The sequence below is a fragment of the Sphingomonas sp. Leaf10 genome, assembly GCF_001421245.1.
GTDB lineage: Bacteria > Pseudomonadota > Alphaproteobacteria > Sphingomonadales > Sphingomonadaceae > Sphingomonas.
Genome location: NZ_LMKE01000031.1, coordinates 115,973 through 137,598, shown reverse-complemented (window position 1 = coordinate 137,598; position 21,626 = coordinate 115,973). Strand labels below are relative to the sequence as shown.

20 protein-coding genes are annotated in these 21,626 nt (G+C 66.5%); 9 read left to right on the top strand and 11 right to left on the bottom strand.

Annotated features, from left to right (window positions below):
- Positions 1-118: 118 nt before the first annotated feature.
- From ASE59_RS15940 to gltB, 3 genes are read left to right on the top strand one after another with little or no spacing between them, the layout of a single operon-like run.
- Positions 119-1,564, top strand: coding sequence for an NAD(P)-dependent oxidoreductase (locus ASE59_RS15940; RefSeq protein ID WP_056458708.1), 1,446 nt, complete (start codon positions 119-121; stop codon positions 1,562-1,564).
- Positions 1,561-2,271, top strand: a complete 711-nt coding sequence (locus ASE59_RS15935; RefSeq protein WP_056458498.1) for a hypothetical protein — start codon at positions 1,561-1,563, stop codon at positions 2,269-2,271. The genes ASE59_RS15940 and ASE59_RS15935 overlap by 4 nt, the downstream gene beginning before the upstream one ends.
- 1 nt (position 2,272) lies before the next feature.
- Positions 2,273-6,802: a glutamate synthase large subunit gene (gltB, locus tag ASE59_RS15930; RefSeq protein WP_056458494.1), complete on the top strand. Its 4,530-nt coding sequence runs from the start codon at positions 2,273-2,275 to the stop codon at positions 6,800-6,802.
- A gap of 19 nt (positions 6,803-6,821) precedes the next feature.
- On the opposite strand, the gene ASE59_RS15925 is transcribed toward gltB, so the two are convergent.
- Both ASE59_RS15925 and ASE59_RS15920 read right to left on the bottom strand, forming a co-directional pair.
- A complete protein-coding gene (locus ASE59_RS15925; RefSeq protein ID WP_056458490.1) occupies positions 6,822-7,223 on the bottom strand; it encodes a hypothetical protein in 402 nt (133 codons plus the stop codon).
- 90 nt (positions 7,224-7,313) lie between these two features.
- Complete coding sequence (locus tag ASE59_RS15920) at positions 7,314-7,871, bottom strand: hypothetical protein (RefSeq protein WP_156360123.1); 558 nt, start codon at positions 7,869-7,871, stop codon at positions 7,314-7,316.
- A 51-nt stretch (positions 7,872-7,922) separates the two neighbouring features.
- On the opposite strand from ASE59_RS15920, the gene ASE59_RS15915 reads away from it, so the two are divergent.
- On the top strand, positions 7,923-8,594 hold the full coding sequence (locus ASE59_RS15915; RefSeq protein ID WP_056395461.1) for a glutathione S-transferase family protein: 672 nt from the start codon (positions 7,923-7,925) through the stop codon (positions 8,592-8,594).
- 231 nt (positions 8,595-8,825) lie between these two features.
- On the opposite strand, the gene ASE59_RS15910 is transcribed toward ASE59_RS15915, so the two are convergent.
- Positions 8,826-9,455, bottom strand: coding sequence for a trimeric intracellular cation channel family protein (locus ASE59_RS15910; protein WP_056458486.1), 630 nt, complete (start codon positions 9,453-9,455; stop codon positions 8,826-8,828).
- Positions 9,456-9,534: 79 nt separating this feature from the next.
- On the opposite strand from ASE59_RS15910, the gene ASE59_RS15905 reads away from it, so the two are divergent.
- Entirely contained in the window at positions 9,535-10,191 is a 657-nt protein-coding gene (locus ASE59_RS15905; protein ID WP_056458483.1) for a YoaK family protein, read from the top strand.
- 290 nt (positions 10,192-10,481) lie between these two features.
- On the opposite strand, the gene ASE59_RS15900 is transcribed toward ASE59_RS15905, so the two are convergent.
- Complete coding sequence (locus ASE59_RS15900) at positions 10,482-10,862, bottom strand: response regulator (RefSeq protein WP_056458480.1); 381 nt, start codon at positions 10,860-10,862, stop codon at positions 10,482-10,484.
- A 41-nt stretch (positions 10,863-10,903) separates the two neighbouring features.
- Here ASE59_RS15900 and ASE59_RS15895 point away from each other — a divergent pair, with 41 nt between their 5' ends.
- The 4 genes from ASE59_RS15895 (at position 10,904) to ASE59_RS15880 (ending at position 13,352) form a co-directional block, all read left to right on the top strand.
- Entirely contained in the window at positions 10,904-11,176 is a 273-nt protein-coding gene (locus tag ASE59_RS15895) for a DUF3572 domain-containing protein (protein WP_056458478.1), read from the top strand.
- Positions 11,173-11,796: a hypothetical protein gene (locus tag ASE59_RS15890; protein WP_056458475.1), complete on the top strand. Its 624-nt coding sequence runs from the start codon at positions 11,173-11,175 to the stop codon at positions 11,794-11,796. Before ASE59_RS15895 ends, ASE59_RS15890 begins: the two co-directional genes overlap by 4 nt.
- A 33-nt stretch (positions 11,797-11,829) precedes the next feature.
- Positions 11,830-12,294 (top strand): RidA family protein, encoded by a 465-nt coding sequence (locus ASE59_RS15885; protein ID WP_056458472.1) that lies wholly within the window; start codon positions 11,830-11,832, stop codon positions 12,292-12,294.
- Positions 12,295-12,518: 224 nt separating this feature from the next.
- Positions 12,519-13,352, top strand: coding sequence for a TorF family putative porin (locus tag ASE59_RS15880; RefSeq protein ID WP_056458469.1), 834 nt, complete (start codon positions 12,519-12,521; stop codon positions 13,350-13,352).
- A 378-nt stretch (positions 13,353-13,730) separates the two neighbouring features.
- Here ASE59_RS15880 and ASE59_RS15875 read toward each other — a convergent pair whose 3' ends face one another.
- The 7 genes from ASE59_RS15875 to ASE59_RS15845 form a co-directional block, all read right to left on the bottom strand.
- Positions 13,731-14,132, bottom strand: coding sequence for a DUF3035 domain-containing protein (locus ASE59_RS15875; protein ID WP_056458466.1), 402 nt, complete (start codon positions 14,130-14,132; stop codon positions 13,731-13,733).
- Positions 14,125-14,628: a signal peptidase II gene (lspA, locus tag ASE59_RS15870; protein WP_056458463.1), complete on the bottom strand. Its 504-nt coding sequence runs from the start codon at positions 14,626-14,628 to the stop codon at positions 14,125-14,127. The genes ASE59_RS15875 and lspA overlap by 8 nt, the downstream gene beginning before the upstream one ends.
- A complete protein-coding gene (gene ileS, locus ASE59_RS15865) occupies positions 14,628-17,564 on the bottom strand; it encodes an isoleucine--tRNA ligase (RefSeq protein ID WP_056458460.1) in 2,937 nt (978 codons plus the stop codon). Before ileS ends, lspA begins: the two co-directional genes overlap by 1 nt.
- Before the next feature lie 441 nt (positions 17,565-18,005).
- Positions 18,006-18,932, bottom strand: coding sequence for a bifunctional riboflavin kinase/FAD synthetase (locus ASE59_RS15860; protein ID WP_056458457.1), 927 nt, complete (start codon positions 18,930-18,932; stop codon positions 18,006-18,008).
- Positions 18,933-18,941: 9 nt separating this feature from the next.
- Positions 18,942-20,138, bottom strand: a complete 1,197-nt coding sequence (locus tag ASE59_RS15855; RefSeq protein WP_056458454.1) for a dipeptidase — start codon at positions 20,136-20,138, stop codon at positions 18,942-18,944.
- Between the two features lie 46 nt (positions 20,139-20,184).
- Complete coding sequence (locus ASE59_RS15850; protein WP_056458451.1) at positions 20,185-20,664, bottom strand: dihydrofolate reductase; 480 nt, start codon at positions 20,662-20,664, stop codon at positions 20,185-20,187.
- Positions 20,661-21,455 carry a thymidylate synthase gene (locus ASE59_RS15845; RefSeq protein ID WP_056458448.1) on the bottom strand — a complete coding sequence of 265 codons (795 nt, stop codon included), beginning with the start codon at positions 21,453-21,455 and terminating at the stop codon, positions 20,661-20,663. The genes ASE59_RS15850 and ASE59_RS15845 overlap by 4 nt, the downstream gene beginning before the upstream one ends.
- Positions 21,456-21,626: the final 171 nt, after the last annotated feature.

Sequence of the window (21,626 nt, the reverse complement as noted above, 5' to 3'; positions counted from 1 at the left end):
TGGATATCATTAGTGGCGTTGGATGCGGCGATTAATTAGGTCAACTACGTTGACCTAATGGTTGTTTATTGCGTGACTCGCGTCGTGAAATATGCTTTCCGAACGGTCGGAGGGCATCATGGCCGATCAAGCAATGCTGAAGTTCGTCTCGCGTGCGCAGGCCTATCCGGCCAAGCGGGAACCGGAACTGCGCGCGGAAGACTTTCGGGAGATTGCGGAGCGTTACGCGCCGCCGACCGCCGAGGATCAGGCGGGGCGCTGTTCGCAATGCGGCGTCCCCTATTGTTCGGTGCATTGCCCGCTGCACAACCACATCCCCGACTGGCTGCGCCTGACCGCCGAGGGCAGGTTGCAGGAAGCGTATCAGCTGTCGAACAGCACCTCGACCATGCCGGAGATCTGCGGTCGCATCTGTCCGCAGGACCGGTTGTGCGAGGGCAATTGCGTCATCGAGTTTTCGGGCCACGGCGCGGTCACGATCGGATCGGTCGAGAAATTCATCACCGACACCGCGTGGGAGAATGGCTGGGTCGAACCGGTCGCGGTCGGCCCGGCGCGGGGCCAGTCGGTCGGGATCGTCGGCGCGGGTCCGGCGGGGCTGGCGGCGGCGGAATGGCTGCGCAACCTCGGCTATGAGGTCCATGTCTATGACCGGTACGACCGGGCGGGCGGGCTGCTGACCTATGGCATTCCCGGCTTCAAGCTGGAAAAGCCGGTCGTCATGCGCCGCGTCGAGCGGCTGAAGGAAGGCGGCATCGTCTTTCACGAAGGGTTCGAGGTCGGCCGCGATGCGAAGCTCGACGAGCTGCGTGCAAAACACGACGCGATCCTGATCGCGACCGGCGTGTACAAGCCGCGCGCGATCAAGGCGCCGGGCGTCGGCAGCGGCGGGGTGGTCGATGCGCTCGATTATCTGACCACGTCGAACAAGATCGGCTTTGGCGACAGCGTCGCTGCCTATGACGACGGCTCGCTGAATGCGGCGGGCAAGAATGTCGTCGTCGTCGGCGGCGGCGATACCGCGATGGACTGCGTCCGCACCGCGATCCGCCAGGGCGCCAAGTCGGTGAAGTGCCTCTATCGCCGCGACCGCGCCAACATGCCGGGATCGCAGCGCGAAGTTGCCAATGCCGAGGAGGAAGGCGTCGAGTTCGTCTGGCTCTCCGCCCCCGCCGCGTTCGACGAGCGCGACGGACAGGTGGTGCAGGTCCGCGCGACCGGCATGCGCCTGGGCGCGCCCGACGCTTCGGGCCGCCGCGCGCCGGAAAGTGATCCGGGCAACGAATTCGTGCTCGACGCCGATCTGGTGGTGAAGGCGCTGGGCTTCGATGCCGAGGATCTGCCGACGCTGTTCGACGCGCCGGAGCTGGGCGTGACCCGCTGGGGCACGGTGCGCGTCGACGGCAAGTCGATGATGACGTCGCTGGATGGCGTGTTCGCGGCGGGCGATATCGTGCGCGGGGCGTCGCTGGTGGTGTGGGCGATCCGGGATGGGCGCGACGTGACCGAGCGGATGCATGGCTATCTCAAGGCGAAGGCCAAGGCGGCGAAGGTGGCGGCATGATCGCCGCGCTCGCCCTGTTGCTGGTGCAGGCGCCGACGGCCGTTCCTGCTCCCGCCCCCGCCACGGCGGCCAAGGTTTCGGCCGAGGCGCTCGCTTTTGCAGAGGCGTATGTCCCCGCCGAGATGACGACGCGCAACGCCGTCGCCGGCTTCCGGACCGAAGGCGGAAAAGCGCTGGCGCAACAGCCGACGATCACCACGTTGGAACAGCGTAGTCCGGGCGCGCGGACCAAGCTGCTCGACGCAGGCGCCGCCGTGGTCGAGCGGACCTATCGTGACGGATTGCCGGCGTTGCAGCAGCGGATCGCGGCGGTCGCTGCCGCCGACCTGTCGGCCGACGACCTGCGCGAGGTCACCCGGTTCCTGGTGTCGCCGACGGGAAGGGCGTTGCAAGGAGCGGTCGCAGCCAATGTCGATACCGCCAAGATCGCGGCGGCGGGGCAAGCCAACGGAAAGCTTACGTCCAGTGACCTGACCGGCGCGATCGATATGGCCGGGTCGTTGCAGGCGATGACCCCGGCACAGATCGGCGAACTGGCGCGCTTCGGCGCTACCGGTGCTGGCCGCCGTTTCCAGTCGGCGGTTCCCAAGCTGCAGGCGGCGATCACCGACGAAACCAACAAGCTGGGCCAGGCGGTCACGCCTGCCGTGGCTCAGGCGATGATGATGACGATGCGGTCGTTGGCCGCCCCCGTGAAGGGAAAGTAAGATGACCCTCGAATCCGAACGCCTCCGCCTCGCTACCGAAGGCATGTACCGCCCCGAATTCGAGGGCGACGCCTGCGGCGTGGGCATGATCGCCGCGACCGATGGCAAGCCGTCGCGTCGCGTCGTCCAGTCGGCGATCGATGCATTGCGGGCCGTGTGGCACCGTGGCGCCGTCGATGCCGATGGCAAGACCGGTGACGGCGCCGGCATCCATGTCGACCTGCCGCACCGCTTCTTCGACGACGCGATCGCCGCATCGGGGCACAAGCCACTCCACGCGCGGCTCGCGGTCGGGATGGTGTTCATGCCGCGCACCGATCTGGGCGCGCAGGAAACCTGCCGCACCCTGGTCGAATCGGAGATCATCGAGGCGGGCTGGTCGATCTATGGCTGGCGGCAGGTGCCGGTCGACGTGTCGGTCATCGGCATGAAGGCGCAGGCGACCCGCCCCGAGATCGAGCAGATCATGATCGCTGGCCCCGCGCCCGAGGAAATGGACGAGGCCGAGTTCGAAAAGAACCTGTATCTAGTCCGCCGCCGGATCGAGAAGCGGATCATCGCCGCGCAGATCACCGGCTTCTATTTCTGTTCGCTGTCGTGCCGCTCGATCATCTACAAGGGGCTGTTCCTCGCCGAGAGCCTGTCGGATTTCTATCCCGACCTGACCGACGAACGCTTCGAATCGCGTGTCGCGATCTTTCACCAGCGGTACTCGACCAACACCTTCCCGCAATGGTGGCTGGCGCAGCCGTTCCGCTGCCTCGCGCATAACGGCGAGGTCAATACGATCCGCGGCAACAAGAACTGGATGCTCAGCCACGAGATCAAGATGGCAAGCATCGCGTTCGGTGAACGGTCAGAGGATATCAAGCCGGTGATCCCGGCCGGCGCGTCGGACACGGCGGCGCTGGATGCGGTGTTCGAAACGATCTGCCGTTCGGGCCGTGATGCGCCGACCGCCAAGCTGATGCTGGTGCCCGAGGCGTGGCAGGGTGCGGCGGACATGCCCGAAGCGCATACCGCGATGTATGATTACCTCGCGAGCGTGATGGAGCCGTGGGACGGTCCCGCCGCGCTGGCGATGACCGATGGCCACTGGGCGGTCGCTGGCCTCGATCGCAACGCGCTGCGGCCGCTGCGCTATACGCTGACCGGCGACGGGTTGCTGATCGTCGGGTCGGAAGCGGGCATGGTGCCGGTCGCCGAAGCGACGGTGGTCGAGAAGGGGCGGCTGGGGCCGGGCGAGATGCTCGCCGTCGATCTGAGCGAGGGCAAGCTCTACAAGGACCGCGCGATCAAGGACAAGATCGCGGGCGAGGCGGACTATGCCGCGATGACGGGCAAGTTCCTGACCATCGACGATCTGCCCGCCGCCACGCAAGAACCGCTGCGCTACGATCGTGCCGAACTGGCGCGGCGGCAGGTGTGCGCGGGGCAGACGCTGGAGGATATGGAGCTGATCCTGTCGCCGATGGTCGAAGGGGCCAAGGAAGCGATCGGGTCGATGGGTGACGATACGCCGCTGGCGGTCATTTCCGACCGCCCGCGCCTCATCAGCCATTTCTTTCGCCAGAATTTCTCGCAGGTCACCAACCCGCCGATCGATCCGCTGCGCGAACGCTATGTCATGTCGCTCAAGACGCGGTTCGGCAATCTCGCCAACATCCTCGACGCCGCTGATCGGGGCAGCGCGGTGCTGGTGCTCGACAGCCCGGTGCTGACCAACACCGACTGGCTGCGGTTGAAGGCGCATTTCGGCGCGCAGGCGGCAGAGATCGACTGCACCTTCCCGGCGGGCGAAGGGCCGGAAGCATTGCGTGCCGCCATCGCACGCGTCCGGGCACAGGCCGAACAGGCGGTGCGCGAGGGGCGCAGCGAACTGTTCCTGACCGACGAACATCTCGACGCGACCAAGGTGCCGATCGCCGGCGTGCTGGCGGCGGCGGCGGTGCATACGCATCTGGTACGCAAGGGGCTGCGCTCCTATGCCTCGATCAACGTGCGGTCGTCGGAATGCCTCGACACCCATTATTATGCGGTGCTGATCGGGGTCGGCGCGACGACGGTGAACGCCTATCTGGCTGAAGCCGCCATCGCCGATCGCCATGCGCGCGGGCTGTTCGGTGATATCGGCATGGACGAGGCGCTGAAGCGCCACCGTACCGCGATCGACGAAGGATTGCTCAAGATCCTGTCGAAGATGGGGATCGCGGTGATCTCCAGCTATCGCGGCGGTTACAACTTCGAAGCGGTCGGCCTCAGCCGCGCGCTGGTCAACGACTTCTTCCCCGGCATGCCGGCCAAGATTTCGGGCGAGGGCTATCATTCGTTGCACGTCAACGCGACCGAGCGGCACGAGGCGGCGTTCGATACGGCGGTGGCGACGCTGCCGATCGGCGGCTTCTATCGCCAGCGCGGCGGTGGCGAGGCCCATGCCTATTCGGCGCAGTTGATGCACCTGTTGCAGACGGCGGTCGCGACCGACAGCTATTCGACCTACATGCAGTTTTCGCGCGGGGTGCGCGACCTGCCGCCGGTGTATCTGCGCGACGTGCTGGAGTTCAACTTCCCCGACACCGGCGTGCCGATCGAACAGGTCGAGGCGATCACCGAAATTCGCAAGCGGTTCGTGACGCCGGGCATGTCGCTGGGCGCGCTGTCGCCGGAAGCGCATGAGACGCTGGCGATCGCGATGAACCGTATCGGTGCGAAGGCGGTGTCGGGCGAGGGCGGCGAGGATTCGATCCGCTATCAGCCCTATGAGAATGGCGACAACGGCAATTCGGTCATCAAGCAGGTGGCGAGCGGAAGGTTCGGCGTCACCGCCGAATATCTCAACGCCTGCGACGAGATCGAGATCAAGGTCGCTCAAGGAGCCAAGCCCGGCGAGGGCGGGCAGTTGCCCGGCTTCAAGGTGACCGAGTTCATCGCCAAGCTGCGCCATGCGACACCGGGGGTGACGCTGATCAGCCCGCCGCCGCACCACGACATCTATTCGATCGAGGATCTGGCGCAGCTCATCTACGACCTCAAGCAGATCAACCCGAAGGCGCGGGTGTGCGTGAAGCTGGTCAGCTCGGCCGGCATCGGCACCGTCGCGGCGGGCGTGGCGAAGGCGCATGCCGACGTCATCCTCGTATCGGGCCATGTCGGCGGGACCGGTGCGTCCCCGCAGACGTCGATCAAGTACGCCGGCACGCCGTGGGAAATGGGGCTGTCGGAGGTCAACCAGACGCTGACGCTCAACGGCCTGCGCGGGCGCGTGGTGCTCAGGACCGATGGTGGCCTGAAGACCGGACGCGACATCGTCGCCGCTGCGATCCTCGGCGCGGAAGAGTTCGGCATCGGCACGTTGTCGCTGGTGGCGATGGGCTGCATCATGGTGCGCCAGTGCCATAGCAACACCTGTCCGGTCGGTGTGTGCGTGCAGGACGAGCGGCTGCGCGCCAAGTTCACCGGCACGCCCGAAAAGGTCATCAACCTGATGACCTTCATCGCCGAGGAAGTGCGCGAGATCCTGTCGCGCCTCGGCGTGCGCAGCCTCGACGAGGTGGTCGGACGGACCGAGTTCCTGCGGCAGGTCAGCCGCGGGGCGGAGCATCTCGACGACCTCGACCTCAACCCGATCCTGGCCAAGGTCGATGCCGACGAGAGCGAGCGGCGCTTCAGCCTGTCGACCTTCCGCAACGACGTGCCCGACAGCCTCGATGCGCAGATGATAAAGGATGCGGCGGCAGTGTTCTCGCGCGGCGAGAAGATGCAGCTGACCTATTCGGTGCGCAACACCCACCGCGCGGTCGGCACCCGGCTGTCGAGCGAGATCACCCGCACCTTCGGCATGTCGAAGCTGGCCGATGGCCATGTGACGGTGCGGCTGCGTGGCAGCGCGGGGCAGAGCCTAGGTGCGTTTTTGTGCAAGGGCATCAAGCTCGAAGTGTTCGGCGATGCCAACGACTATGTCGGCAAGGGGCTGTCGGGGGGCACGATCGTCGTGCGGCCGATGGTGTCGTCGCCCTTACGCAGTCACGAGAACACGATCGTCGGCAATACCGTGCTGTACGGTGCGACCAGCGGCAAGCTGTTCGCGGCGGGGCAGGCGGGCGAGCGCTTCGCGGTCCGCAATTCGGGCGCGACGGTGGTGGTCGAGGGCTGCGGCGCCAATGGCTGCGAATATATGACCGGCGGCGTCGCGGTGGTGCTCGGGCGGACCGGCACGAATTTCGGTGCGGGCATGACCGGCGGCATGGCGTTCATCTACGACCATGACGACAGCTTCGAGCGGAACCACAATCCGGAAAGCATCACGCTGCACCGGCTGGGGTCGGCGCATTGGGACGGGGTGCTGAAGGGGCTGGTCGCTGAACATCATGCCGCGACCGACAGCCGCTGGTCGGGTGCGATCCTTGAGGATTGGGACCGGTGCAAGGGGCGCTTCTGGCAGGTGGTGCCAAAGGAAATGCTGACGCGCCTGCCGCACCAGTTGCTCGACGATGCGGCGGGCGAGCCGGGACAGGCGGTCGCCGCCGCCTGAACCCTGCGCACCGCGACGGTCAGCCGGCCGATCGTCGCGGCGTCGTGCCCAGGTCGATCGCGAGCAGCCATGTCTCGGCTGCCTCGACCGTGTCGAAATAGCAGGCGGCGCGGCTCGATGCGGCGCGACGAACCTGCATCGCCGCCAGCGACTTGGCGACCACGAACGCGATACAGGGCGATGCGGTACGCGGATTGGCGAGGATGCGCTGGAACTCGGCGACCGCCTCGCCTGCCTGAATGTCCATGTGCCGGATGTCGACCAGCGTCCGGTGCTGGTTGGGCGCGGTCTTCAACCGGGCCAACCCGTCGCCGATCGCGGCGGTGAAGCGCGCAATATCCCCCGGCGCGAAGAACCCGCCCATGGTGATCCGCAACATCCCCGACACGGGGTCGGCCGTAACATCGAAGGTCGCTTCCATGCGGTTATTGTTACGCGTCAGTGGTTTCCAGATCGTATACTTCCGCGGAAAAGAAATCGGGCGGCGTGTCGCCAATATTATTGATCTAGATCAAGAAACGGTGCGGCGTCGACTATGCGTGATCGCGATCCAGCCGAACGCGGTGTAGCAGGCGAGCGCCCACCAGCCGCCATCGGTAACGAACAGATAGGCGATGCCGATCGCCGTCAGCATCGCCGCGGTCAGGACGGCCAGCCCGGTCGGCAACGTCGCCGCGAGCAGGACCGCCCCGACAATCGTCGCCACCACCGCCTGCACGCCCAGCCATGCGTACGAGGCCGAAACGCCCAGCGACCCGACGCCCGGCAGCTTGACCGTCGCGAAGCCGCGCATCGCATTGGGAAAGGCATCGGCGGCGAGGTGCAGGCCGATGCCGATCGCCAGACCCGCCATCACCGGGCGCCAGTGACGGGCGCACAGCGCGAGCATCAGCGGCAGCAGCGAGTGGGTCAGGCCGCTGCGATGACCGATCGGCAGCAGCAGGTCGAGATCGGGCAGGGTGGTGCCGGCGATCCCGGCACAGACGACCACGACCGCATGGACGACTGGCCGGTGCGAGCGGTCGGCAAGCAGGATCGCGGCGGCCAGCCAGACCAGAGCAATCAGCAATCCCAAACGAATCCCCTTCCGCGTCGCCGCCGTGCCGCCTAACACGAAGCCATGTGGCAGCTCCTGCAATTCCCGTTATGTCCCTTCTCGCGCAAGGTCCGTCTGCTGCTGGCGGAAAAGAGCATCGGCTATCAGCCCGTGCGCGAATCGCCATGGACGCGCCGCGACGAGTTCCTGCACCTCAATCCGGCCGGACAGACGCCGGTGATGATCGACGAACAGGCGGGCATCCGGCTGATCGATTCGATGGCGATCTGCGAATATATCGAAGAGACGGGCGACAAGCCGGCGATGCTGAACGGCAGCGCCGCCGATCGCGCCGAACAGCGGCGGCTGGTGACGTGGTTCGACACCCAATTCTATCGCGAAATCACCGGCCCGCTGCTGATGGAGCGGATGGAGAAGCGCATCGTCCATCGCCAGACGCCGGATACGCGGGTGCTGCGCGAGGCGATGAAGGCGGCGGTCGAGCATCTCGACTATATCGATTACCTGCTCGACCATCGGCAGTGGATCGGCGGGGCAACGATGAGCCTCGCCGATCTGGCGGCGGCGGCGCAAATCTCGATCGCCGACTATCTGGGCGGGATCGACTTCAAGACGCACGACCTCGCCAAGCGCTGGTATGTGGGCATGAAAAGCCGGCCGAGTTTCCGCCCGCTGCTGGCCGAGCGGATGGAAGGCGTGCCCCCGCCGGCGGATTATGAGAAGCTGGATGTTTAGGAAGCAGGCAAGCTAGATCGTTATATTCCCGTTCAGTTCGAGCAGCTTCGAGCGTGTCGAGAAGCGTCTGTCGAGAACGCGGTCGCTCGGAGCACCCCCTTCTCGACTGCGGTTCTCGACAGGCTCGAACCTCCGCTCGAAGCAAACGGATGGGGAGGATGGGAGGAGAATAGTGGCGGCAACCAATACGGAGGGCACCGTCCCCACGAACGCCGTTCCGCTGGCAATCCCCTATCGCTTCCCCCGATACGCCGGCAGCGCGATCCGGAACCGGATCGCCGCCCCGCGCAGCGCGAATCCCGCCGTCGCCGCCGGCAGCGCCGCGACGAACGGCGGCAGGCCGCACGCCACCAGTATCACATGCAGCCCCGCCGCGAGCGCCGCCGCCGTCACATACAGTTCCGGCCGCATCAGGATCGACGGCACCCCGGCCAGCACGTCGCGCAGGATGCCGCCGACACACGCGGTCAGCACACCCATCACCGCCGCCTGGAGCGGCGGTACGCCATAGGTCAGCGCCTTGGCCGCGCCGAACACGCCGTACGCCGCCAGCCCCGCTGCATCGAGCCAGTCGAGCGCCTTGTCATGCCACCAGCGTTCGGGGGTGAACCACACCAGCAGCGCCATCCCGATACAGATCGCTGCGACCGGCGACCCGTGCACCCAGAAGACCGGCGCCCCGATCAGCAGGTCGCGCACCGTCCCGCCCCCGACCCCGGTGACGAGCGCGAAGAGGGCGGCGGTGACGAAGGTCTGCGCCGCCCGTGTCGCCGCCAGCGCGCCCGAGCCGGCGAACACCGCGATACCGATCATGTCGAGCGCCCCGAGCATCTGCCCCAGCGCCTGCGGAGAAGGAACCATGGCGTCTCGCTAACGTACCGCAGGGTCAGTGGCGAGCGATAGCTTGCCGCACCACCGCCCGATCGGGCAAAGGATTGCCATGCGACGCCTGTCCTCCGCCGCCACGCTGACCACCGTCCTGTTGGCCGCCCTCGCCGGCACCGTCGATGCGCTGGCGTTCAGCGGCCTTGGCGGCTTCTTCGCCTCGTTCATGAGCGGCAATTCGACCCGCTTCGGTGTCGGTCTTGCTCATGGCTGGGACTATGCCGCCGCGACCGCCGCCGCGCTGGTGCTGTCGTTCGTCGCCGGCGCGATGCTCGGCACCATTGCCGGGGCGGCTGCTGCCGAGCGGCTGGGGCAGGGACGGCGGGCGGAGGCGGTGATGGGCCTCGTCACGCTGATGCTGGCGATCGGCGCGGCGATGGCCGCCTTTGCGCCGTTGACCCTCGCCATGCTGATGCTGGCCGGCGCGATGGGCGCGCAGAACGGAGTGGTCGCCCCCGATGGCGAAGTGCGGATCGGCCTGACCTACATGACCGGCACGCTGGTCCGCATCGGCCAGCGCCTCGCCCGCCGCCTGCTCGGCGATCGCTCGGCCCCCGGGCTGCGTCGCGATGTGCTGTTGTGGTTGGGTTTCGTTGCAGGCGTGACGCTTGGCGCACTGGGCTGGAACTGGCTGGGGCTGGCGGCGCTGTGGGTCGTCGCCGCGCTGTCGGCGCTGCTGACGATGCTGGTCGCACGCGTCGAGTTGCAATAGCACCTCCCGGCAATCCGTTCGGTTCGAGCAGCTTCGAGCCTGTCGAGAAGCGTCCGTCGAGAACGCCGTTGTTCGATACGCCATTTTCGGCCAACCCGAAGCGAACCGGTTGCAGCAGGGCCGACGAACCTGGACCGTGCTGACTTGACGCCGATCCGTTCGTCCTGCGTAGCCATTGAGCTTGTCGAAATGGCGTATCGAAGGACCGCCACAGATGCTTCGATACGGGTCTTCGACTGCGCTCAGCCCCTACTCAGCATGAACGGTCCTATCTGTAGAGATGACGGGGCCTACGCCTCCCCATCCACCGGCAGCAACCCGCGCACCTCGCCGATGAACCGTACCACCGAAATCGGCTTCGTCACATAGGCATTGGCGCCGGCGGCGCGCACCCGGTCTTCGTCGTCGCGCCCCGAATAGGCGGTGACCGCCATGATCGGGATCGTCCTGAGCCGCGTATCGCCTTTCAGCATCGTGATGAGTTCCAGCCCGGTCATATGCGGCAACTGGATATCGGTGATGATCAGGTCGGGCAGGAAGCCTCGCGCCCGCGTCACCGCCTCGCGCCCGTCGCGGACCGGTTCGGTGTCATAGCCATGCGCGCCCAGCAGGTCGCAGAACAGCTTCAGGTTCAGTTCGTTGTCCTCGACAACGAGTACCCTTTTTGCCACGCGCGTTGCATCCTTTGGTGATCGTGGGGACGGTGTAGGCGATGCGGCAGCATGAGACAAACAGAGACGCAGCAACATTGGCTTTACAGGCACTTGGCTGGATTATCGGCGACGAGACCCGGGCCTCGCGCTTCCTCGCGCTGACCGGCATCGACCCTGCCGACCTGCGCGCGCGGGCCGGGCAGCCGGCGTTCCTTGCGCAGGTGCTCGCCCATCTCGAAGCCCATGAACCCGATCTGTTGGCCTGTGCCGATGCGCTGGATGTGCCGCCCGCGGCGTTGGTACAGGCCCGCGCCGAACTGGAGACTGCATGAAACCCCTGCTCATCACCGATTGCGACGAAGTCCTGCTGCACATGGTCCGCCATTTCGGCACCTGGCTGGGGGAGGCGCATCAGATCGATTTCCGGATGCAGGGCGGCGACTTCGCCAACGCCATGACCCGCGCCGATGGCAGCGTGCTGGAACGCGAAGAGATGTGGACGATGCTCGACGGCTTCTTTCCCGGCGAAATGGCCCGGCAGACCCTGGTCCCGCATGCGCGCGAGGCGCTGGCGGCGCTTGCCGAACAGGCCGATATCGTCGTGCTCACCAATTTGCAGGATCATTGCCGCACCCACCGCATCGATCAGCTGGCGAGCCACGGCATCGTCCACCGCGTCGAATGCAATCAGGGGGGTAAGGGCCCGCCGGTCGCGCGGCTGGTCGCCGAATATGCGCCCAGCGTCACCGTGTTCGTCGACGACCTGGCGGTCCATCACCAGTCGGTCGCCGACACCGTGCCGGAGGTGTTCCGGCTGCACATGGTGTCCGAACCCGACCTCGCCGTCCATGTCGCCCCCGCACCCGCCGCCCATGCCCGCATCGACGACTGGGTGGAGGCGCAGGGCTGGATCGAGGCCCGCTTCGCCGAAGGGCGCGGCGCACAGGCTTGACCTCGTCCCCGATCAACGAAAAGGAACGCACCTATGGCATATGACATCCCCGCAAAGCTGGCCGAACGCGGCCTTTCGCTCCCCGCCGCCGCCGCCCCGGTCGCCGCCTATGTCCCGGCGGTAGAGGGCGGTGGGCTGCTCCACCTGTCGGGGCAACTGCCGTTCGAGGACGGCAATCTGATGACCGGCCGCGCCGGCGAAGACCGCGACCTCGCCTATGCGACCAGCGCCGCGCAGAAGTGCGCGCTGATGATCCTCGCACAGGCCGAAAAGGCGCTGGGCAGCCTCGACCGCATCGAGCGCGTCGTGAAGCTTGGCGTGTTCGTCAATTCGGCGGGCAGCTTCACCGACCAGCCGAAGGTCGCCAACGGCGCATCGGAACTGATGGTCGAGCTGTTCGGCGATGCCGGCCGCCACGCCCGCAGCGCGGTCGGCGTGCCGGTCCTGCCGCTCGGCGCCGTCGTTGAGATCGACGCGATCCTCGCCATCCGCGCGTAAGCACCGAAACCCGACCAGACGAGTTTCTCACAAACGCCCGCTGTTGCGATCGCGCAACAGCGGGCGTCTCGTATCCGGACGGTGCGCAATTCCGATTGTGCAGCGCGGTACGCTGGGACATATTCGGTCGCAGAGCGTCAGACCGCACGGGCCGGCAAGGTCCACCGAATCGCGGCGGCGTTCGAACGCAGGAGAATCACCACGGAACCTAGAAAGGGTTTACGATGCGATTCTCGACCTTCCTTCCGGCCGTTGTCCTGGCCGCCACCACCGCGATGCCTGCATTTGCGCAGGAAGAAACCGCACCGCCCGAACCGATCACGATCAGCGGCAGCGCGACCGTCGCCTCCGACTATCGTTTCCGCGGCGTGTCGCAGAGCGACAAGAACGTCGCCGTGCAGGGCGGCATCACCATCGCCCATGAAAGCGGCGTATATATCGGCACCTGGGGTTCGAACCTCGCCGGCTGGGGCACGTTCGGCGGCGCGAACCTCGAACTCGATCTGATCGCGGGCTACAAGAAGACCTTCGGCACCGCGACCGTCGACGCCGGCGTCACCTGGTACACCTATCCGGGTGGTGCCGACGAAACCGACGTCGTCGAATTCTATGGCAAGCTGTCGGGCACCGCCGGTCCCGCGACGCTGACCGCGGGCGTATTCTACGCGCCCAAGCAGACCTCGCTCGGCTACTTCACCGCCTCCGCCACGCCGCTGGTCGCGGGCGACGGCAGCCGCCAGAAGAACCTGTACCTGTCGGGCGACGCCGCCGCCGGCATTCCCGAAACCCCGGTCACGCTGAAGGCGCATATCGGCTATTCGGACGGCAATCCCGGCCTCGGCCCGAACGGCACCAGCCTTGCCCCCACCGGCAAATATTGGGACTGGCTGATCGGCGCCGACTATACCTACAAGAACCTGACGCTGGGCGTCGCCTATGTCGACACCGACATTTCGCGCGCCGATTCGACCTATATCCAGCCGAACTTCAGCAAGACTACCAACGGCAGCCCGATCGCGGCGAGCACGGTGGTTGTATCGCTCACCGCGGCGTTCTGAGGACGGTTGATCTGCCACGAATCCGTTCGTCCTGAGTAGCCATTGAGCCGGTCGAAAGGGCGTATCGAAGGACCGCCAAGGGTGCTTCGATACGGGTTTTCGACAAGCTCAGCCCCTACTCAGCACGAACGGTGCGGGCCTGACGTCACGCCTTCCCCGTTTGGTTCGAGCAGCTTCGAGCTTGTCGAGAAGCGGCAGTCGAGAACGGGGTCGCTTGGGGCACCGCCTTCTCGACATCGGTTCTCGACAGGCTCGAACCTCCGCTCGAAGCGAACGGGGAGGGGGTTGGGTTGAGGCGCAAGACCCAACGCCACTCAAACGAAAAGGCCGGCCACCCATCTCGGGCGACCGGCCTTTTCGCTAACCCAAACCCCAACCTTACGGCGTGGTCGTCCGCGCGGTCTGCCCATCGCCCGCCGGTGCCGCGATGATGTCGCGCGTCGTCGCGCCCTTGTCGACGACGTTGGTCCCCGGATCGGCCACGCCCGAACGGATACCGGTATCGGCGTCGGCATTGCCCGCCTGTTCCAGCGTCAGCCGCTCGGTCGCGCTGCGTGGGGCCGGGCCGCCGAACAGCGCCTGCATCGCCTGCGTCGAGGCGGCGGTATCCTGCGGGCGCGCAGCACCCGGCTGCGGCGGCACCAGCGAATAATCGGGCGGGATCACCAGCGGTGCCTGCCGCGCGACCGCGAATTCGTCGGGGCGCGACCGGTTGAGGGCGTTGCCCTGACACCCGGCAAGGATCAGGCCCAGGCTGCCGAGAATGATGAACTTACGCATTGGCCTTCTCCACAGGAACGTCGGTCTTCGGCTTGGGCGTGAACAATGCCCGGACGAGCAGGATCACGACGCCGATCGAAATCGCCGCATCGGCGATGTTGAATACCAGAAACAGGCTGTAGCCGAAAACATGCAGGTCGGCATAATCGACGACATAGCCGAAGCGTACCCGGTCGACGATATTGCCCAGCGCCCCGCCGAGCACCAGCCCCAGCCCGATCAGCTCGGGCTTCTGCGTCTCGCGCCGGATCCACACCGCCACCCCGGTCGCGATCAGCGCGGTCATGCCGACCAGCGCCCAGCGCGCGGTCTCGCTGCCCGCCTGCAACAGCCCCAGCGACACGCCGAAATTCTGCACGAAGCGCAGCGTGAAGATCGGCAGCACGTTCAGCTCGGCACCCGGATAATCGATGCCCATCGGCCCGGTGACCCAGTATTTCACCAACTGGTCGATCGCGAAGACGACCAGCGCGATGATGATCGCCATCCTCCGCATCACGCCACCACCTCCGCGCACCGTCCGCACAGATCGCCGTCCGCCGCCACATCGGGCAGATGCCGCCAGCAACGGCCACACTTGGCTTCCTCGGTCCGGGTCACCGCGATCTCGCCATCGCCCGCGGCGACTTTCGCCACGATGAACAACTCGGCCAGTTCGTCGGCCGGCAGCGGCAGCGTCGGCACCGTTACTTCGGCCTCAAGGCTCGATCGCACCGTCTTGGCGCGACGCAGCGGCTCGATCGCCTCGGTCACCTGTTGCCGCAGCCGGCGCACATCGGCCCATTCGGTGCCGAGCGGCTGGTCGGCGGGCAACTGCGGCACTTCGGGCCATTCGAGCAGATGCACCGACCCATCTTCACTCGGGAAGCGCGCCTGCCAAACTTCCTCGGCGGTGAACGCCAGGATCGGCGCGGCGTAGCGGACCAGCGCGTGGAACAGCACGTTGAGCACCGTCCGATACGCCCGCCGCCGCACGTCGTCCTCCGCATCGCAATAGAGCGAATCCTTGCGGATATCGAAGAAGAACGCCGACAGATCCTCGTTCGCGAAATCGGTCAACGCGCGGGCATAGCGATTGAACTCGAACGCCTCGGCTGCCGAGCGCAATTCGGTGTCCAACTGCCCCAGCAGGTGCAGGACATAGCGTTCCAGCCCTGGCATCTCCGCCACCGGCACCCGCTCGTCTTCGCTATACCCATCGAGCGCGCCCAGCATGTACCGGAACGTGTTGCGCAGCTTGCGATAGGTATCGCCGGTGCCGGCCAGCACTTCCTTGCCGATCCGCACATCCTCGAAATAATCGGTCTGCGCGACCCACAGCCGCAGGATGTCCGCACCCGATTCGCCGATCACCTTCAGCGGATCGACGACATTGCCGAGCGATTTCGACATTTTCCGGCCATTGCCGTCGAGCGCGAAGCCGTGCGTCAGCACCGCCTCATACGGCGCCTGCCCCCGCGTCCCGCAGCTTTCGAGCAACGACGACTGGAACCAGCCACGATGCTGGTCCGACCCTTCGAGATACAGGTTGGCGCGGGTGCCCTCGCCGAAGCGCTTCTCGATGGTGAAGACATGGGTGCAGCCCGAATCGAACCACACGTCGAGAATGTCGGTCACGACTTCATAGTCGGCCAGCGCGTAATCCAGCCCCAGCAGCGCCTGATGATCGGCCGCATACCACGCATCGGCCCCGCCCTCACGGAACGCTGCCAGAATGCGCGCATTGACCGCCTCGTCGCGCAGATAGTCGCCGGTCGCCCGGTTCACATACAACGCGATCGGCACGCCCCACGCCCGCTGCCGGCTGATGACCCAGTCCGGCCGCCCCGACACCATCGCCCCGATCCGGTTGCGCCCCTTCTCCGGCACGAACCGCGTCCGTTCGATCGCATCCATAGCGATCTCGCGGAGCGTCGCACCGTTCGACGAAGCAGGCGTCACCCCAGCGAAGGCTGGGGTCTCAAGCCCCTCCAGCCCGACGCTCGCCAGGATCGGATCGCCCGCGCCTCCGACGGATGCCCCAGCCTGCGCTGGGGCGACGTTCTGGGTCGGCCGGTCCATCGGAATGAACCACTGCGGCGTGGCGCGGAAAATCACCTTCGCCTTCGACCGCCAGCTATGCGGATAGCTGTGCGCAAAGTCGTCCGACGCCGCCAGCAGCGCACCCGCTTCGCGCAGGTCGCGACAGATCGGCCCTTCCTCCAGCTTGCCGCCACGCCCGGCGGCAACGAATTTCGGGTTGATGACGCTGCCTTCGCCGCCCAGCCACGCCCAGTCGTCGCGATACCGCCCATCGCCCTGCACCGCGAAGACCGGTTCGATGCCGTGGGCCTTGCACAGCTCGAAATCGTCCTCGCCATGATCGGGGGCCATATGGACGAGGCCGGTACCGGCATCGGTCGTCACGAAGTCGCCCGGCAGCAGCGGACGCGGCTTGGCAAAGAACCCGCCGCGTGCGTGCATCGGGTGACGGGCGGTTGTGCCGGCAAGGTCCGCGCCTCGAATGAACTGGCCACGCTCTTCGATAAACTTATCGAAGAACTCCGTTACATCAGAGTATCCAAGATTGGCACGGTCAGCGAACTGCTGCGCCAGCCGTTGCGCAACCAAGTAGCGCTTTCCGTTGGCCGGAAGCAAAACATACTCGACGTCCGGCCCATAGGCCAAAGCCTGATTGACCGGGATCGTCCACGGCGTGGTCGTCCAGATCACCGCATGCGCGCCGACCAGTTCGGGCGCATTCGGCGCGTCCACAATCTCGAACGCCACGTCGATCTGCGTCGACACGACATCCTCATATTCGACCTCGGCCTCGGCCAGCGCGGTCTTTTCGACCGGCGACCACATCACCGGCTTGGCCCCGCGATAGAGTTGCCCGCTCATCGCGAACTTCAACAATTCCTCGGCGATGGTCGCCTCGGCGTCGAACTTCATGGTCAGATAGGGGTCTTCCCAGTCGCCCATGATGCCCAGCCGCTGGAACTGGCCCTTCTGCACATCGACCCATTTGGCGGCATAGGCGCGGCATTCGGCGCGGAACTCGGCCGGGGGCACCTCGTCCTTGTTGCGCTTCTTGGCGCGATACGCCTCCTCGATCTTCCATTCGATCGGCAGGCCGTGACAATCCCAGCCGGGGATGTACGGCGCATCCTTGCCCATCAGCGACTGGGTGCGGACGACGATGTCCTTCAGCACCTTGTTCATCGCATGGCCCATATGGATGTCGCCATTGGCGTAGGGCGGGCCGTCGTGCAGCAGGAAGCGTTCGCGCCCCGCGCGTTCGGCGCGCAGCCGCTCGTACAGCCCGATCCGCGCCCAGCGATCGAGGATCGCCGGTTCCTTGGCGGCAAGGCCCGCCTTCATCGGGAAGTCGGTCTTCGGCAGGAAGACGGTGTCGCGCCAGTCGCGCGGTGGTTGGGGCGTATCGGTCATAGGAATGCCCGCGATTAGCCCAAGCCGCGCCGCTACGCCAGCGGCTGATAGCGGCGCGAAGGGACGCTTTCCTACACGCGGGCGACCGATCAGGATGGCGAGGTTCTTTGCATCGTCGATATCGCTGCCGCATCGGCAGAAAGAAGAAGATTGGTTCGCGCAGAGGCGCGGAGGACGTCCCGTCTGCGGCACTCGCCCGCGACCGGTAGACGCTGCTCCCGCTGCAACGCTGATCAAGGCCGCTGGCGCGGACTCGCTCGCCCGGAACGCAACCCCTCCGCGCCTCCGCGCCTCCGCGTGAACCAACTTCTTCTTCTAAACGCCACCGGCACCAACTTCCGCGCCCGAAAGTGACAACCCAACCCGCCAAGCTACTGAAAACATAGAAACGAACAGCCCGAAGCAACCCACGAACCGTGTCAACTTCGCCAACTTCCGCCGCTACCCCAGCATCGCCCGCGCGCGTTCGCAATCCAACGCCATCTGCACCTTGAGCGCATCGAGCGACTCGAACTTCGCCTCCGCCCGCAGATAGTCGATCAACGCGACTTCGATCGTCTGCCCGTACAGATCGCCCGAAAAATCAAAGAAGTACGGTTCGAGCAACTCGATCGGCTCGCCCTCGATCGTCGGCCGGATGCCCAGATTCGCCGCACCCTTCAGCACCCGGCCATCGCTCAACCGCCCGGTCACCGCATAGATGCCGTAGGCCGGCCGCAGATACTTGCCCATCGACAGGTTCGCCGTCGGATACCCAAGTTGCCGCCCCAGCTGCGCGCCCCGCTCGACCACGCCCTCGACCGCGAACGGCCGGGTCAGCATCGCCGCCGCCTCACGCGGACGCCCTTCGCGAAGCGCATCGCGGATGCGCGACGACGACACCACCGCCGTCCCGTCCCCGACCGGCGCGACCGTCTCCGCCACGAAGCCGTATCGCTCGCCCAGTGCCGCGAGCGTCGCGACATCGCCGCTACGCCCCTTGCCGAAGGTGAAGTCGGTGCCGGTCACCACCCCCGCCGCCCCGACCATTTCGGCCAGTCGATCGGCCGCGAACGCCTCCGCCGACAGTCCGGCCAGCGCCGCATCGAAGTGGAACACCAGCATGGCGTCGGCCCCGGCCTCGCCGAACAACCGCTCGCGCTGGTCGAGATTGGTCAGCCGCAACGGCGGTAGATGTGGCTGGAAATAGCGGCGCGGATGCGGGTCGAACGTCGCGACGATCGCCGGCCGCCCTTCGGCGCGCGCGCGCGCGACGACGCGGGCGACCACCGCCTGGTGCCCGGCATGGAACCCGTCGAAATTGCCGAGCGCGACGATCCCCCCGCGCATCGCCGCCGGAATCGCCGCGCCTCCGTCGAGACGCTGCATCGCCGCCCCCTAGCGTCCGGCGCGCGCCGACGAAAGGGGCTGCATGCCCGCGCGCAGCACCCGCAACGCGTTGCCGCCTATGACCTTGGCGATCGCGCCCTCGTTCAGCCCCTGCGCTCGCAGCGCCTCGGCGACCAGCGCGACCCACGCGGTATCGAACCCGGTCGTCACCGCCCCGTCGAAATCGGACCCCAGCGCGACATGATCGATCCCGGCGACGTCGCGGACATGGACGATGGCGCGGGCGATCGCGGCCGGATCGGTCGAACACACCGCGCCCGGCCAGTATCCGATGCCGACGATCCCGCCGGTGCGCGCAATGCCCCGCACCTCGGCATCGGTCAGGTTGCGATTGACCCGGCACGTTGCCTGCACCCCGCCATGGCTCGACACCACCGGCCGCTTTGCCACCGCCAGCACATCGGCCAGCGCGGCATGGCTGGCATGGGCGACGTCGACGATCATGCCCATCGCCTCCATCCGCGCGACGACCTGCCGCCCGAACGGGGTCAGGCCGCGCTTGGCCCGGCCATGCATCGATCCGGCGACCTCGTTGTCGTAGAAATGGGTGAGGCCGGCCATCCGAAACCCGCTGCGATACAGCCGGTCGAGATTGCTCAGGTCGCCGTCCAGCCCGTTCAGCCCCTCGATCGACAACATGCCCCCGACCGGCCGCACCGGTCCGCCAACCGCCCGCGCCGCCAGCAGCGCGTCGAGTTCGGCTGGACTGGTCACCACCCGCAACTGCCCGCCTGATGCCCGCGCCGCCCGCCGCAACCGGGTGGCGTGCCATAGCGACCGGTTGAGCAACGATCCCCAGGTCCGCACCGGCTGCAACTGTGCGATCACCAGCGGGGTGATGTTGTCGCTGGCGCCGTCATTCGCCTCGTAATTCTGCCCGCGCGGCGTCTTCGTCACCGACGAGAAAATCTGGAGCGCGACATCGCCCTCCTGCAATCGCGGCAGGTCGACCTGCCCCCGCGTCGCCCGCGTCAGCAGGTCGCGCGACCACAGCAGCGTATCGGCATGCAGGTCGACGATCGGCGCGGCAAAGCCGGGGCGCGGCGGCGTAGCCATTCGCTTGGCCAGCGCCGCCGAAGGCTCGACCTTGTTCATCGATCGCTCGACGATGCCCGGCGCCAGCGAGAAGAAGGCAGCCGCCAGAACCGCCAGCAACGCGACGCCCCACCAAACCGCCTTACGCATCCGTCATTTAGCCCCCGCGGCACCGGGTTCGGTGCCGATCCGTCCCTTAGCGGTTGGGGGCGGCGCGGAGCAACGTGACGAAGCTGTACGCCGGACGATCTCCGTCCGCACTGTGATCCTCGCGCCACGCTTCGTGCCAGCCGGTGAAGGGCGGCACCACTGCATCGCCGGTTGGTGCGGCATGGACCTCGGTCAGTTCGACCCGCTCGATCCGCGGCAGTAACAGCGCAATGATTTCCGCGCCGCCGATCACCGCCGCATCGGGTCCGGCCAGCGCCAGCGCCGCGTTGGCGTCATGCGCGACCTCGGCACCCTCCGCCCGCCAGTCGCGATCGCGGGTCAGCACGATATGCCGGCGGCCGGGCAGCGGTGCCGGAAAGCTCTCGAACGTCTTGCGCCCCATGACCATCGCCCGACCCATGGTCAGCGCCTTGAACCGCTTGAGGTCGGCGGGCAGGTGCCATGGCAACCCCCCATCGACGCCGATCACACCATTGTCGGCGCGTGCGAGGATCGCGTCGATCATATCGCCACCGCCGCCTTGATATGCGGCTGCGCGACATAATCGTGCAGCACGAAATCCTCGAGTTGGTAGCCGTCGATCGCGTCCGGCTTCCGCACGATCTCCAGCCGGGGCAGCGGTCCCGGCGTGCGGGTCAGCTGCTCGCGCGCCTGTTCCAGATGGTTCTCGTACAGGTGGCAATCGCCGCCGGTCCAGATGAACTCGCCGACTTCCAGATCGCATTGCTGCGCGAGCATGTGCGTCAGCAGCGCATAGCTGGCGATATTGAACGGCACGCCCAGAAAGATGTCGGCGCTGCGCTGATACAGCTGCAACGACAGCTTGCCGTTCGCGACATAGGTCTGGAACAGGCAGTGGCATGGGCTGAGCGCCATCGCCTGCAACTCACCCGGATTCCACGCGGTCACGATCTGCCGGCGCGAGGCGGGATTGGTGCGGATGGTGTGGATCAGCTCGGCGATCTGGTCGATATGCCGCCCGTCGCTCGTTTCCCAGTCGCGCCATTGCTTGCCATAGACCGGGCCGAGATCGCCGTTGGCATCGGCCCATTCGTCCCAGATGCTGACCCGCTGCTCCTGCAACCAGCGTACATTGGTGTCGCCGCGCAGAAACCACAGCAACTCGATGATGATCGACCGCAGGTGCAGCTTCTTGGTCGTCAGCACCGGAAAGCTCGCCGACAGGTCGAAGCGCATCTGATGCCCGAACACCGACCGCGTACCCACGCCGGTCCGGTCGTCGGTCGGAACGCCTTGCGTAAGGGCGCGCTGCATCAGGTCCAGGTAAGGGGTCATGGGTGTCGTCTTAAACCGCAAAGCAGAAGAAGGAAGGGGGGGTCACGCGAAGGCGCGGAGGCGCGAAGGGGTTGCGTTCGAGGATGTTGTTGCGCGTCAGCGCTATGGCTTCGTCCGGTTGCAACGCGGGATGAGGCCGCTTTCGCGGGGAACGGTTCGGAAACCGCAACC

Excerpts from the sequence above, each read along its gene's own strand:
- ASE59_RS15905 (WP_056458483.1), top strand. The coding sequence starts at position 9,535 with ATGCGACGCCTGTCCTCCGCCGCCACGCTGACCACCGTCCTGTTGGCC.
- ASE59_RS15850 (WP_056458451.1), bottom strand. The coding sequence starts at position 20,664 with ATGATCGACGCGATCCTCGCACGCGCCGACAATGGTGTGATCGGCGTC.
- ASE59_RS15940 (WP_056458708.1), top strand. The coding sequence starts at position 119 with ATGGCCGATCAAGCAATGCTGAAGTTCGTCTCGCGTGCGCAGGCCTAT.
- ASE59_RS15880 (WP_056458469.1), top strand. The coding sequence starts at position 12,519 with ATGCGATTCTCGACCTTCCTTCCGGCCGTTGTCCTGGCCGCCACCACC.
- gltB (WP_056458494.1), top strand. The coding sequence starts at position 2,273 with ATGACCCTCGAATCCGAACGCCTCCGCCTCGCTACCGAAGGCATGTAC.
- ASE59_RS15860 (WP_056458457.1), bottom strand. The coding sequence starts at position 18,932 with ATGCAGCGTCTCGACGGAGGCGCGGCGATTCCGGCGGCGATGCGCGGG.
- ASE59_RS15935 (WP_056458498.1), top strand. The coding sequence starts at position 1,561 with ATGATCGCCGCGCTCGCCCTGTTGCTGGTGCAGGCGCCGACGGCCGTT.
- ASE59_RS15895 (WP_056458478.1), top strand. The coding sequence starts at position 10,904 with ATGCGGCAGCATGAGACAAACAGAGACGCAGCAACATTGGCTTTACAG.
- ASE59_RS15845 (WP_056458448.1), bottom strand. The coding sequence starts at position 21,455 with ATGACCCCTTACCTGGACCTGATGCAGCGCGCCCTTACGCAAGGCGTT.
- ileS (WP_056458460.1), bottom strand. The coding sequence starts at position 17,564 with ATGACCGATACGCCCCAACCACCGCGCGACTGGCGCGACACCGTCTTC.
- ASE59_RS15915 (WP_056395461.1), top strand. The coding sequence starts at position 7,923 with ATGTGGCAGCTCCTGCAATTCCCGTTATGTCCCTTCTCGCGCAAGGTC.
- ASE59_RS15855 (WP_056458454.1), bottom strand. The coding sequence starts at position 20,138 with ATGCGTAAGGCGGTTTGGTGGGGCGTCGCGTTGCTGGCGGTTCTGGCG.
- lspA (WP_056458463.1), bottom strand. The coding sequence starts at position 14,628 with ATGCGGAGGATGGCGATCATCATCGCGCTGGTCGTCTTCGCGATCGAC.
- ASE59_RS15925 (WP_056458490.1), bottom strand. The coding sequence starts at position 7,223 with ATGGAAGCGACCTTCGATGTTACGGCCGACCCCGTGTCGGGGATGTTG.
- ASE59_RS15890 (WP_056458475.1), top strand. The coding sequence starts at position 11,173 with ATGAAACCCCTGCTCATCACCGATTGCGACGAAGTCCTGCTGCACATG.
- ASE59_RS15910 (WP_056458486.1), bottom strand. The coding sequence starts at position 9,455 with ATGGTTCCTTCTCCGCAGGCGCTGGGGCAGATGCTCGGGGCGCTCGAC.
- ASE59_RS15875 (WP_056458466.1), bottom strand. The coding sequence starts at position 14,132 with ATGCGTAAGTTCATCATTCTCGGCAGCCTGGGCCTGATCCTTGCCGGG.
- ASE59_RS15885 (WP_056458472.1), top strand. The coding sequence starts at position 11,830 with ATGGCATATGACATCCCCGCAAAGCTGGCCGAACGCGGCCTTTCGCTC.